This is a genomic window from Gramella sp. Hel_I_59 (assembly GCF_006714895.1).
Classification (GTDB): domain Bacteria; phylum Bacteroidota; class Bacteroidia; order Flavobacteriales; family Flavobacteriaceae; genus Christiangramia.
The window spans coordinates 813,142-825,906 of sequence record NZ_VFME01000001.1 but is presented as its reverse complement, the minus strand read 5'-3'; the positions used below and the strand labels follow the sequence as shown (position 1 = coordinate 825,906).

The 12,765-nt window shown below is 39.1% G+C and carries 11 protein-coding genes; 4 read left to right on the top strand and 7 right to left on the bottom strand.

The window, feature by feature from the left end; genetic code table 11:
- Nucleotides 1-32: 32 nt before the first annotated feature.
- Both ffh and argS read right to left on the bottom strand, forming a co-directional pair.
- A complete protein-coding gene (gene ffh, locus JM79_RS03735) occupies nt 33-1,361 on the bottom strand; it encodes a signal recognition particle protein (protein ID WP_141876863.1) in 1,329 nt (442 codons plus the stop codon).
- Nucleotides 1,362-1,474: 113 nt separating this feature from the next.
- The gene (gene argS / locus JM79_RS03730) at nt 1,475-3,253 is read right to left on the bottom strand and encodes an arginine--tRNA ligase (protein WP_141876862.1); all 1,779 of its coding nucleotides are present in this window, start codon (nt 3,251-3,253) and stop codon (nt 1,475-1,477) included.
- Nucleotides 3,254-3,365: 112 nt separating this feature from the next.
- Here argS and JM79_RS03725 point away from each other — a divergent pair, with 112 nt between their 5' ends.
- Together JM79_RS03725 and JM79_RS03720 are read left to right on the top strand one after the other, a co-directional pair.
- Nucleotides 3,366-3,791 carry a hypothetical protein gene (locus tag JM79_RS03725; RefSeq protein ID WP_141876861.1) on the top strand — a complete coding sequence of 142 codons (426 nt, stop codon included), beginning with the start codon at nt 3,366-3,368 and terminating at the stop codon, nt 3,789-3,791.
- Nucleotides 3,792-3,894: 103 nt separating this feature from the next.
- A complete protein-coding gene (locus JM79_RS03720) occupies nt 3,895-4,527 on the top strand; it encodes a MarC family protein (RefSeq protein ID WP_141876860.1) in 633 nt (210 codons plus the stop codon).
- On the opposite strand, the gene JM79_RS03715 is transcribed toward JM79_RS03720, so the two are convergent.
- Nucleotides 4,528-4,731 (bottom strand): hypothetical protein, encoded by a 204-nt coding sequence (locus JM79_RS03715; protein ID WP_141876859.1) that lies wholly within the window; start codon nt 4,729-4,731, stop codon nt 4,528-4,530.
- 70 nt (nt 4,732-4,801) lie between these two features.
- On the opposite strand from JM79_RS03715, the gene JM79_RS03710 reads away from it, so the two are divergent.
- Nucleotides 4,802-6,244 carry an SDR family oxidoreductase gene (locus JM79_RS03710; protein WP_141876858.1) on the top strand — a complete coding sequence of 481 codons (1,443 nt, stop codon included), beginning with the start codon at nt 4,802-4,804 and terminating at the stop codon, nt 6,242-6,244.
- 21 nt (nt 6,245-6,265) lie between these two features.
- Complete coding sequence (locus tag JM79_RS03705; RefSeq protein WP_141876857.1) at nt 6,266-7,744, top strand: BCCT family transporter; 1,479 nt, start codon at nt 6,266-6,268, stop codon at nt 7,742-7,744.
- Between the two features lie 6 nt (nt 7,745-7,750).
- Here the strand turns inward: JM79_RS03705 and JM79_RS03700 are convergent, their stop codons facing one another.
- The 4 genes from JM79_RS03700 to JM79_RS03685 form a co-directional block, all read right to left on the bottom strand.
- Nucleotides 7,751-8,674 carry an arginine deiminase-related protein gene (locus JM79_RS03700; protein ID WP_141876856.1) on the bottom strand — a complete coding sequence of 308 codons (924 nt, stop codon included), beginning with the start codon at nt 8,672-8,674 and terminating at the stop codon, nt 7,751-7,753.
- 9 nt (nt 8,675-8,683) lie between these two features.
- Complete coding sequence (locus JM79_RS03695; RefSeq protein ID WP_141876855.1) at nt 8,684-9,595, bottom strand: arginine deiminase family protein; 912 nt, start codon at nt 9,593-9,595, stop codon at nt 8,684-8,686.
- 84 nt (nt 9,596-9,679) lie between these two features.
- Nucleotides 9,680-10,963: a citrate synthase gene (locus JM79_RS03690; protein WP_141876854.1), complete on the bottom strand. Its 1,284-nt coding sequence runs from the start codon at nt 10,961-10,963 to the stop codon at nt 9,680-9,682.
- Nucleotides 10,964-11,196: 233 nt separating this feature from the next.
- Complete coding sequence (locus tag JM79_RS03685) at nt 11,197-12,756, bottom strand: glycogen/starch synthase (protein WP_141876853.1); 1,560 nt, start codon at nt 12,754-12,756, stop codon at nt 11,197-11,199.
- Nucleotides 12,757-12,765: the final 9 nt, after the last annotated feature.

The window sequence follows — 12,765 nt, the reverse complement described above, 5'->3', positions numbered from 1 at the left end:
TGTTGTGTTTGCGTTGTATTAAAAAAAGGGAATTAATTCATTCCCTTCATCATTTGCATCATTTTTCGGCCTCCGCCGCCTTGCATCATCTTCATCATCTTACCCATTTGATTAAATTGCTTAAGTAATTGATTCACTTCCTGTACTGTTGTACCAGAACCTTTAGCAATTCTTTTCTTACGGCTGGCATTAATCACCTTTGGCTCACTTCTTTCCAGTGGAGTCATCGAGTGAATGATCGCTTCAATTCCCTTGAAGGCATCATCATCAATATCTACATCCTTCAGCATTTTTCCAGCGCCAGGTATCATTCCCAAAAGATCTTTCATAGATCCCATTTTTTTGATCTGCTGAAGTTGATTCAGGAAATCATCAAAACCGAATTTATTTTTAGCAATTTTCTTCTGAAGTTTTCTAGCTTCTTCTTCATCATATTGCTCCTGAGCTCTTTCCACAAGCGAAACAACATCCCCCATTCCAAGGATCCTGTCTGCCATACGCGATGGATAGAATATATCGATCGCATCCATTTTCTCACCCGTACCAATAAACTTAATTGGTTTGTTTACAACAGATTTAATTGAAATCGCTGCACCACCACGCGTATCACCATCAAGTTTGGTAAGGATAACGCCATCGAAATTAAGGCGCTCGTTAAATGTTTTGGCCGTATTCACCGCATCCTGACCCGTCATGGAATCCACTACGAATAATGTTTCCTGAGGCTGGATCGCTTTGTGAATATTGGAGATCTCGGTCATCATCGCTTCATCTACAGCAAGTCGACCCGCGGTATCGATGATCACTACATTATGACCATTCTCTTTAGCATATGCAATTGCCGCTTTAGAGATCGCCACCGGATCCTGATTCCCTTCATCTGAAAATACCTCAACTCCAACCTGTTCTCCAACAACGTGTAGCTGATTAATTGCCGCCGGACGATAAACATCACAGGCTACCAATAGAGGTTTCTTCGTTTTTTTATTTTTCAGGAAATTTGCGAGTTTGCCGGAGAAAGTGGTCTTACCACTACCCTGCAAACCAGACATAAGGATAATAGATGGATCGCCACTTAAATTAATTCCTTCAGCTTCACCTCCCATTAATTGGGTCAACTCGTCTTTTACGAGTTTCACCATTAACTGACCTGGTTTCAATGTCTTTAGTACATCCTGACCCATCGCCTTTTCCTTCACCGTACTGGTAAAGTCCTTGGCAATCTTGTAGTTAACATCGGCATCAACTAAAGCACGTCTAACCTCTTTAAGGCTTTCCGCAACATTTATCTCGGTGATCTGCCCGTGTCCCTTTAGGACGTGAAAGGCATTATCTAACTTATCGCTTAAATTATCAAACATAATTTTTCCTGTGGTTTTATTCTCTTGCTGACTGGCAGCGAATTGCAAATTTAATGATTTGAAGCTGAAGTATAAAGTCCATCTTCTTAAATATCGCTTCTACACGATCACCATTACATTCTTTCCGGAACTTCGATTCCAAGTAGTTTGAAAGCCGATTTGATCACGCTGGCTACAGCTCCTGAAAGTTGTACTCTAAAAACTTTTTCAGCTTCATCGTCAATACCAAGTATCTGTACATTTTGATAGAATGAATTGAAGGATTTTACAAGTTCATACGTATAATTGGCAATTAGCGCAGGTGAATGATTATCTGCCGCTAATGCAATGGTTTCCGGGAATAACTGCAATTGCTTGATCAACTCCTTCTCTTTCTCGTGAAATTTATAATCTTCGGAAAGCTCCGCTGCAGTATCGAATTCTGCTTTTCTGAGGATCGACTGAATTCTCGCATAGGTATACTGAATAAAAGGTCCCGTATTACCCTGGAAGTCTACAGATTCTTCAGGGTTGAAAAGAATTCTTTTTCTAGGATCCACCTTCAAAATATAATATTTAAGGGCACCAAGACCTATAATTCTATAAAGCTCTTCTTTTTCTGAATCTGAATAGCCATCTAGTTTCCCAAGATCTTCAGAAATAGTACGAGCCGTTTCGGTCATTTCCTTAATAAGATCATCTGCATCTACGACAGTTCCCTCCCGGCTTTTCATTTTACCACTAGGAAGATCCACCATTCCGTAACTTAAATGATAAAGCGCATCTGCCCAGTCGTAGCCTAATTTCTTCAGAATAAGAAATAATACTTTAAAATGATATTCCTGTTCATTCCCTACTGTATATACCATTTGATTGATATCGAAATCGGCAAATCTCTGGATAGCCGTTCCAATATCCTGCGTCATATAAACTGCAGTTCCATCGCTTCTAAGTACGATCTTCTCATCAAGACCTTCGTCGCTTAGATCGATCCAAACACTACCATCAGCCTTTTGATAGAAAACTCCATCTTCCAGACCTTTCATCACGTTATCCTTACCTAAAAGGTAGGTTTCACTTTCATAATAGTTCTTGTCGAAATCGACACCCAGAGCATCATAGGTTTTTTCAAAACCATCATAAACCCACTGGTTCATGGTAGACCATAATTTTACAACCTTGGGATCGTTCGCCTCCCAGTTTCGTAACATTTGCTGAGCTTCTACAAAAATTGGAGCTTCCGCCTTTGCTTCGTCTTCAGATTTTCCCTGCTCCTGTAATTGAGCGATCTCCTTTTTATATTCCTGATCGAATTTCACATAATAGTTCCCAACCAGCTTATCCCCTTTTAGACCGGTAGACTCTGGTGTTTCTTCATTTCCAAATTTCTGCCAGGCCACCATGGACTTGCAAATATGTATTCCACGGTCGTTGATCACCTGTACTTTGTGGACAGTATTTCCCGCAGCCTTCAAGATTTCAGCTACAGAAAAACCTAAGAGATTATTTCGAATATGACCAAGATGTAAAGGTTTATTGGTGTTCGGGGAACTATACTCGATCATGATCCCGCTGGCATCACTTTGAGGCAACAACACTCCAAAATCTGATCGATCTCTGATTTCATTAAAGAAATTGATATAATGAGCGTCGCTTATCACAATGTTGAGGAATCCCTTTACTACATTATAATCTGCTACTTCAGTTACCTCTGCTTTTAGGTAACTACCAATGTTTTCTGCTAGCTGAGCCGGATTGGTCTTTATTTGTTTCAGCATTGGGAATACAACCAGGGTTATATCTCCTTCAAAATCCTTGCGTGTAGGCTGGAACTCAATGGTTGGAGCTTCCACCTCGTAATGTTTGGTAACTGCTTCATTAACTTTTGCTGCAAGAATTTGTTCTATGGTCATTTTCAATGCTTTTAGGCCTGTTTTGTATTCTATTAAGTGCGCAAAGATAAAAAGAAATGAAGTTCCGGTCGCCAGCCTTTTAGCGCAAATCCTTATATTTAGGAAAAAAGAAATGCTAATTAATATCTCTTACAATCGTCCTGCGATCTCAGAAAAGATTACTGCTGAAGTAGGAAAACCATTTACGCTGATGGAACGGGTCAAACTTCGCGGCTCAGGATCTCCTAAATTACAGATAACTTCCTCTAGTATAGAAATCTACAACCTGCTCATTTTAGATAATAATGCTAATGTGTGTAATGTAGAAATGAGAGGCAGCGGTATTATCGTAATGTTTAGATCACTACTTGAGACTTATGCTCTAGTGATTCCTTATTACAAATTAAATCTATATAAAGGAAAAGCTGAAGAATACAGTATTTACAGGGATCATCATTTTATCAAGGTTAAAGCAGACAAGCCCGGTATTCATAAATTCTTCCAGAAGATCATCAATTATAAGACCGATAATGCTCCTACGCAGATCGATGATTTATAATTGAGTAATATTAGGCGAATCTAGATACAATTCGTTAACCTAAAATTGATTTCAATTTTCCGCAGTAAAACGTTTATCGATGCACATTTGCGGAAAAAAATCAATGGAACTATTCATTTATGTTTTCGCTGCTTTGTTCTCAGTAATCAATCCGCTTGGTACTGTCCCTATTTTCGTTGGACTTACCAAAGAGGCCACAAAATCTGAGCGGTCTCGTACTTCCCTGCTTACAGCTATTAATATTTTTGTAATCCTGCTTATCAGTTTTTTTACTGGCAGATATATTCTTAATTTCTTCGGAATAAGCCTCGATTCTTTAAGAATTGCTGGCGGCCTTATTATCACTACCTCTGGTTTTGCCTTGCTAACCGGTTCTTTTGCTAAACATAAAGGTATGGATAAACCGAAGGTTCAGGAAGACGCTTTTCAGCGTGACGGCGTATCGCTTACACCACTCGCCATTCCTATGCTTGCCGGCCCTGGTTCCATATCGTTTTTGATTGGATTATACGAGGAATATGCAACCTGGAATGAGAAACTGATTGCGGTAGGAGCAATTTTTAGTGTTTGTTTAGCTACGCTGCTGGTTCTCAGAAGCTCCTATTATATAGTTTCCATGCTTGGCGCATCTGGGATCAATGCTATTTCCAGGATCATAGGTTTTATTGTGATCGCCATTGGAATTGAATACATAAGTTCCTCTGTGATCAATATTTTCCGAACTATAAGTCAGTAATTAACGCTTACCAAATGCCAGACCTCCTACCAGAGCGAGCACTCCAAATGCGATCATTGCATAAGATTGTGTGTTATCACCATGAGCTTCTACCTGAAGTGGTCCAGCATCGATGGAAAATTCGGGGGTTAGAATATTATACAACCCATAGCCAATAAGCCCTATCCCAATAATGAGCAGAACAAATTTGAGCACGTTATTCATTTAATAAAGTTTTACTAATCTCAGGTGAAAGTAGCAATTTAATTTATAATTTGAAGTTCAAATTTCTCAAATGCGCATACTACTTACCGGTGCTAACGGTTATATTGGCATGAGGCTTCTGCCTCAATTACTTGAACAGGGCCATGATGTAGTTTGTGCAGTTCGAAACAAGCATAGATTTACTTCCAACGAGGAACTCCGGGAAAAAGTAGAGATCGTAGAGATCGATTATCTTGAAGACACAAAAGCTCCGGAAGCTATCAAAAATATCGATGCCGCCTATTATCTCATCCACTCGATGACCGGCTCTACCGAAGATTTTGATAAACAGGAAGCTCAAGCCGCTACGAATTTTAATAAGATGATGGCTGAAACTTCCGTAGAACAGGTGATATACCTCAGCGGAATTATTAATGAAGAAGAACTATCCAAACATCTAAAATCACGTAAGGCCGTTGAGGAAATCCTGTATAAGGGAGATTTTAATGTTACCGTACTCCGTGCCGCGATCATTGTAGGTAGTGGAAGTTCATCTTTTGAGATCATACGCGATCTTTGTGAAAAGTTACCGGTGATGGTCACCCCTAAATGGGTAGACACGCGTATACAACCAATTGCTATAAGAAATGTCATACAGTATCTCATTCGGGTTATTGGCTGCGAGGACTGCTATAATGAATCTTATGACATTGGCGGTCCCGATATTCTCACCTATAAGGAAATGATGCTACAATATGCAGAGGTCAGAAAATTAAAGCTCTGGATACTTCGTGTTCCCATCATGTCTCCAAAACTGAGTTCATACTGGTTATATTTTGTAACCTCAACTTCCTATAAACTTGCACAGAACCTGGTAGATAGTATGTCTGTAGAAGTGATCACAAAAGACACACGCTTGCAGGAACTTCTAAACGTTGACCTTATTCCGTATAAAGAAGCCATTAGAATGGCTTTTTACAAAATCGAACAGAATGAAGTCATCTCTAGCTGGAAAGATAGCATGAGTAGCGGTCGTTTTCGCAGAGAGCTGAATAAATACATACAGATACCCAAATACGGGTGTATGCAGGATAAGAAATCCAAGGAAATAAACGATACTGAAGAAGTACTTGAAAGAGTCTGGGCAATAGGTGGCCTTACCGGATGGTATTATGGAAACTGGCTCTGGAAAATCAGAGGCTACCTGGATAAACTTGCCGGTGGCGTTGGACTTCGCAGAGGCCGCACGCATGCTACAAAACTTCATGCAGGTGATTCTCTTGATTTCTGGAGAGTTTTACTTGCCGATAAAGAAGAAAAGCGACTTCTGTTATTTGCAGAAATGAAAGTTCCCGGGGAAGCCTGGCTGGAATTTAAGATCGATGAAAACAATGTGCTTCATCAAAATGCCACTTTTAGACCGAAAGGACTTTTAGGTCGTGCTTACTGGTATGCGATGTACCCGTTTCATTTCTTCATATTTGAAGGGATGATCAATAAGATCGCTTATGGCCCTTCTGGAAGAAAATCTTAAAGGCGGCTCTGTTTAAGTTCCATGAAAGAATTTCTTAGAAATAAAGTACTCACCTTCTCTGCTTCGATATTATTATCCGGATCGATTTTCATCTTTCTATTTACAGACAAATTTTATGAAGCTATAGAAAATGGATCTTTATGGGTTCGCGAATACTTCGGAACCTTCTACTTATGGCTTGGTTTGGGCTGCGTTTTATTTCTGCTTGTCATTTCTATTTCAAAAATCGGAAGAATAAGATTAGGAAAATCTCCGCCGGAGTATGACAGGTTATCCTGGATCGCTATGCTTTATAGTGCCGGAATGGGCGCAGGCATTTTACTGAGAGCTGTTCAGGAACCGGTCTATATGTATTTGAATCCTCCGCTAGATACAGGTTCTCCTGCAGAAATTATTTCTCTGGAATATACATTTTATCAGTGGGGTTTTACTGCCTGGGCGTTCTATGGATTGTTTGCATTGATCATTGCCTATAGTTTATTTGTGGAAAAACAGGATATACGGCTAAGTTCCAGTTTCAAAATATTCCATAGTAATCGCTGGGGAAAATCAATTGACGTTCTCACTATTCTAACTACCGTGATCGGTCTCGTCGCTGCAATTGGACTCGGAACTTCGCAAATAGAAGGAGGAATAAGCCATTTGCAATCAAAAGATCCCGGGAACTTATTAATGAACTTGTTACTCGTTCTTGTTATATGCGTACTGGCCTTCTTCTCGGCCTGGGCTGGTGTAAATAAGGGTATAAAAAGGATCTCCAATTGGAATATTTATATCACTATTTTATTGCTATTATTTGTTTTCGTACTGGGAAACATCCCTGAAATTATCTCCAATTTCCTGAATTCCTTATATCACTATGTTTTCGATTTTATTCCGCTTAGTCTTGCTGGCGGAAATATGGATCCAGGAAAGCAATTTCTTACCGATTGGACCTACTATTACTGGGCATTCTGGTTGGCCTGGGCGCCTTTTACTGGTGTATTTATAGCTAGGATCTCGAAAGGAAGAAGCATCAGAGAGTTGATCTTTGGGGTTCTATTGATTCCTTCACTAGGAAGTTTCTTTTGGTTTAGTGTATTTGGTACTTCTGCTTTTCAAATCATTAGAGACGTAATTACTTACAATGACGAGTTCAGCAATGTATTTACTTCACTATTTATCTTTTTTGAAAATTATCCTTTACCTGCCGTATCCAGTTTCGTAGTCATATTACTATTAGTTAGTTTCCTGGTAACTTCAGTAGACTCGGCCATCTTTGTTCTCAGTATGTTTACAGATCAAGGAAATACCGAACCAAAAAAGAAATACCGCCTGGTATGGGCGGTATTGATATTTATATTTTGTGAGGCAATTATTGTACTCGGTCATACTAAACCAGATTCCAATGTACTTACGGCAATGCAAAAATTCCTGATCATCAGTTCCCTTCCATTTGCCATATTAAGCGTAATAATCATCTTCCTCTTCAGCAAAAAACTTCTACAAAAGAGAAGTTAGCGAAAATCAGGCTTTAGGTAAAAAAACCTCAGCCATCATGCAACGAGCACTTCCACCTCCACAGGTTTCGATCGTCTCGATCTCAGAACTTAAGATCTTACAATGCTTTTCTATAGTATTTACCTGTTCCGGATTAAGACTTCTGTGTGCACGGGCACTCATTACTAAAAACTTTTCTTCAGCACCCTGAACCTGCAACATGTTACCAGCAAATTCGTGCATTTGTTCCTCACTGATGGATATGATCTCTTTCCCATCCATTTTTAGATGTTTTACAACATTTTTGCGTTCTTTCTTGTCATCTATTGTATCAAGGCAAATAACCGCAAATTCTTCAGCGAGACACATCATCACGTTGGTATGATAGATTGGAAGTCGCTTGTCCTTTACACTTTGATAGGCATTAAAAATAACCGGTGTATATTCGAAATCCTCACAAAACTCGATGACCAGATCTTCATCTGCACGAGGTGAAATCGCACAATATGCTTTTTGATTTACCCGATCCAGGATCAAACTTCCCGTTCCTTCAAGGAAAATATCATCTTCTTCCGCAGAAGTATAATCTACGATATTATTGATCTTAAGACCAGCCTCCTCCAGTTTGGAGAAATATTCCAGTCGTCTTTCCTTACGCCTGTTTTCAGCAAACATTGGATACAAAGCTATCTCTCCATCGCTGTGGAATGACACCCAATTGTTTGGAAAAATAGAATCTGGAGTATCTTCTTCTTTAATATCATCCACCACGATCACCTTTACTCCCACGTCTCTCAGTTTGTTCACGAACGTGTCGAACTCCTCAGTTGCGAGGCTATTTACATTGGATTTATCTAATTTCTTCTGAAAATAGTTATTGACCGCAGTCTGTTCATTCATTCTGAAGTTTACCGGTCTAACCATTAAAATGGTATCTGTAATCTGTTTCATAGCTATCTGTTAATCGCGGATTAATGGTAAAGTTGAACAGCGAAGCAATCCTTCCTGTTTCGATATTTCAGCATAAGGCACTTCCTCTACGGTAATTCCCTGCTCTCTCAACCACGCATTGAGTCGTGTAAATCCTTTTTCTGAAATTACCACATCTTCAGAAATGGAAAAGATATTGGAATTCATGTGATACATTTCATCACGGGTGATCTCATAGACGTTTTCTTTTCCGAAGAAATCAACAAGCCAGTTATATTCTTCTTCTATCAAAAATCCACCTTTGTAAATGATCGCTTTGTTCTTGCCTACAGGCTGGAAGCAACAATCCAGGTGCAAGGCGTTATCCTTGGCAACATGATTGCTTTTCTTAAGACTAAAGCTAATCACCTTTTTATCTGGAAATTCTTTTACTAAGGCATCTACAGCGTGTTTATTCGTTCTGGCTGTGATAAAGTTCCGGTAATCCTCTCCTTTATAAGTCCCAACAAATATATAATCTCCCATAGGCATCACATCTCCTCCTTCAATATGAGCTTCCTCAGGTAGAGTTATGATTTTTGCAGGGTCAATCTGTTTCATTACATGCTCAATAGCCTCGATCTCCTGATCCCTGTCAGGCAATATATTCGATTTGATAAATTTATCATCAATAACGAAAGCGATATCCCGAGTAAAAATCTGGTTGTAATCTTCTATGATCTTAGGTCTGAAAACCTGAACATCGTACTTCTCCAACACTGCGGCTACAGCATCCATTTCTGCCACCATATCTTCCTCAGTTGGATAGGTTCCAGCTTTAATATGTTCCTGAGACTTGGGATCGTATGCTTCTTCAAGAGTTGGAATAGGTCCAATGCTCTTGGCGGTTCCCAGCACTACGGCGCGTAATCTGGATGTTTCACTTGATATATGCAATTTCATTGCTAAAGTTTTGTCAAATATAAAAAAGCTTCATACGATGATGAAGCTTTTTTGTGGTATTCGTAAAATATGATAGACAGAAAATTATCTGCTTCCAAGTGGTTTAAAATCTCTAAGATTCTCTCCAATGTAAATCTGGCGAGGTCTTCCAATTGGCTCTTTTCTAAGTCTCATTTCTCTCCATTGCGCGATCCAGCCCGGAAGTCTACCTAAAGCAAACATAACGGTGAACATTTCAACTGGGATTCCCAATGCACGATAAATGATTCCTGAATAAAAATCTACGTTAGGATATAATTTTCTTTTTACGAAATAATCATCCTCAAGAGCCTCTTTCTCCAGTCCTTTGGCGATATCCAGAACAGGATCCTGTACACCTAACTGTCCTAATACTTCATCTGCAGATTTCTTGATGATCTTAGCACGTGGATCGAAGTTCTTGTAAACCCTGTGTCCAAAGCCCATCAAACGGAATGGATCTTCCTTATCCTTCGCTTTTTGCATGAACTTATGCGTATCACCACCATCTTCCTTGATCTTTTCAAGCATTTCGATCACAGCCTGATTAGCTCCACCGTGTAATGGACCCCATAGTGCTGAAATACCTGCTGAAATAGATGCAAAAAGCCCAGCATGCGATGAACCTACCATTCTTACAGTAGAAGTAGAACAGTTTTGCTCATGATCTGCATGAAGAATTAATAGCTTATCCAATGCTTCAATCACCGCTTTATCTGCACTATACGATTTATTCGGCTTCTCGAACATCATCTTATGCAGATTCTCTACATATCCAAGATCTTCATCTCCATAGTTTAGCGGAAGACTGTTTTTCTTTCTCAATGTCCAAGCAGCAAGTACCGGGAATTTCCCAAGAATCTTTACGATTGCTTTGTACATATCCTCTTCTGAAGAAACATCTACAGAAGAAGGATTGAATGCGATAAGAGCACTGGTTAATGATGAAAGAACGCCCATTGGATGTGCAGACTTAGGAAAACCATCAAGGATCTTCTTCATTTCTTCATCTACATGAGATTGCTCTTTAATATCCTTAGTGAATTTTTCAAGTTGTGACTTGTCTGGAAGCTCACCAAAAATCAAAAGGTAAGCTACTTCAAGAAAATCAGCTTTTTCAGCAAGATCTTCAATTGCATACCCTCTATATCTAAGCACTCCTTTCTCACCATCAAGGAAGGTGATCGCACTTTCACAGCTACCAGTGTTCTTAAACCCTGGATCCAATGTGATAAGTCCGGCTTCTCCACGAAGCGTCTTGATATCTATACCAATTTCATCTTCAGTTCCCACAGTAACGGGAAATTCATATTTCTTTCCGTCAAATTCGAAAGTTGCTGTTTTAGACATATTATATATTGTTCTTTAGATTAATTTTTAAGGATTGCTAATTTACGAATTTTAGTGTTAAAATTATTTTAAGCCGACTAACGAAATTTCAGAAATACCCCTATTTTCTTCCGTTTTCGTGAATTTTAACTAAGTCTGATGATTAAGTCCGGCCTGATTTAATAATTCCGGAAATAATATGGAAAAAATATACCGGTTCGTAACCAAAGATTAGACTAGAAAGGAACAGAAAATCAGTTCACCGAATCAACATCAGCTGTATACAGAAACTCGTAATAAGCATCAACAGATTTATCCCAGGTGAAGCGCTGTTTCTTAGCATTCTGCTTGATTTTCTTCCATTCTTTTTTATTCTGAAAGAAAAGATCCACCGCATAGGAAAACTGCTTTAAAAAGTCAGTCGTTTTCTCAGCAGTAGTTTCTCCATCAAAACTAAATCCGGTTTTACCATGAATAACCGTGTCTTTCAAACCTCCGGTATTATGAACAAGACAGGGTTGCCCATTTCTCATGGCTAGCATCTGGCTAATTCCACAAGGCTCGAACTGACTTGGCATCAGGTAAAGATCAGATTCCTGGTAAAGCATATCGATCACACTTTCAGACTGGGCATTGATAAAGATCAAATTCTTGTATTTGTAGCTAGCTTCTCTAAATATTGTTTCGTATTCCGGCGCACCTGTACCTAGTAAAAGATAAATACCATTTACTTCTTCAAGTTTTTTCATTAGAGCTGGTAAAAGGTCTGGATTCTCCTTGAAGAAAAAGAACTTCTGCTCAGTTAAACGTGCTACGCTACTACAAATAAAATCCGGCTGCTTTTGTTGCCAGCGTGTAAGTTTTTCACCTGTATGCGCTAAGTAATGTGATTTATAATCCTTATTCTCTTCCTGTAACCAGCGAAAAAGTCGACGGATACATTGTCTAAATAGTATCCCCTTTTCTACGGAATTAATATCAGTATAATTTGCGCCATTAAGAATTCCAAAAAGTCGGTTTTCTTGATTTGCCTTTTTGAGATCATCTTCCAGACCTTCACCACCAATAAAGTGTGGTGGATCACTCGGTTTCTGTATATCTTCCATATAAGATGGCGAAACTGTATGTACAGCATCAGCGAGCCTGATCCCAACAGCCATAAGATTTATACAATCTGGATATCTTCTATCCATCAAAACTTCATGATCATACTGGACATTCGGAAAAAATGCATCTACTGAGGAATAATTATTACTGAAAGGTCTTATCCCCTGTATTGCCAGGTTGTGGATTGAATAAACAAAGTGAATACTCTTCAGAAGTTTATACTCAGGATCGAATTCTCTTAAGAATAATAACATACTGGTGTGCCAGTCGTGTAAATGGACGAAATTTATATCTCCGAAGACACCATCCTTAATAGTAGCTGCAACTGCAGAACAAAAGAGAGAAAAGATATTGGCATCTGTGAAAAACGGCTGATCAGCATCATTAAAATAAATATGCGCAATATCACCAGCTTTTATATCATGATGATGAATTACGAAATGCCGTATACCTTCTATTTCCTTTTTCCCCTGAACTTCATAAAGCTCCCCGGTATGAGGAACACCTCTAAAAGTAAATTTAATTTCAGTGATACGATTGCTATCCTGAAGATGGATCCTGGAGTAAGATGGAGTGATCACAATTGCTTCATCGCCTCTCGCAGCGATCTGTCTTGGAACATCCCTTACTACATCGCCCATTCCCCCGGCTTTACAACGTGGAATTGCATCATTTTCCGCAGCGACAAATAAGAATTTAGATTTCAATAGTATGGT

Excerpts from the sequence above, each read along its gene's own strand:
- JM79_RS03695 (WP_141876855.1), bottom strand. The coding sequence starts at position 9,595 with ATGAAATTGCATATATCAAGTGAAACATCCAGATTACGCGCCGTAGTG.
- JM79_RS03715 (WP_141876859.1), bottom strand. The coding sequence starts at position 4,731 with ATGAATAACGTGCTCAAATTTGTTCTGCTCATTATTGGGATAGGGCTT.
- JM79_RS03690 (WP_141876854.1), bottom strand. The coding sequence starts at position 10,963 with ATGTCTAAAACAGCAACTTTCGAATTTGACGGAAAGAAATATGAATTT.
- JM79_RS03720 (WP_141876860.1), top strand. The coding sequence starts at position 3,895 with ATGGAACTATTCATTTATGTTTTCGCTGCTTTGTTCTCAGTAATCAAT.
- JM79_RS03725 (WP_141876861.1), top strand. The coding sequence starts at position 3,366 with ATGCTAATTAATATCTCTTACAATCGTCCTGCGATCTCAGAAAAGATT.
- JM79_RS03710 (WP_141876858.1), top strand. The coding sequence starts at position 4,802 with ATGCGCATACTACTTACCGGTGCTAACGGTTATATTGGCATGAGGCTT.
- ffh (WP_141876863.1), bottom strand. The coding sequence starts at position 1,361 with ATGTTTGATAATTTAAGCGATAAGTTAGATAATGCCTTTCACGTCCTA.
- JM79_RS03700 (WP_141876856.1), bottom strand. The coding sequence starts at position 8,674 with ATGAAACAGATTACAGATACCATTTTAATGGTTAGACCGGTAAACTTC.
- argS (WP_141876862.1), bottom strand. The coding sequence starts at position 3,253 with ATGACCATAGAACAAATTCTTGCAGCAAAAGTTAATGAAGCAGTTACC.
- JM79_RS03705 (WP_141876857.1), top strand. The coding sequence starts at position 6,266 with ATGAAAGAATTTCTTAGAAATAAAGTACTCACCTTCTCTGCTTCGATA.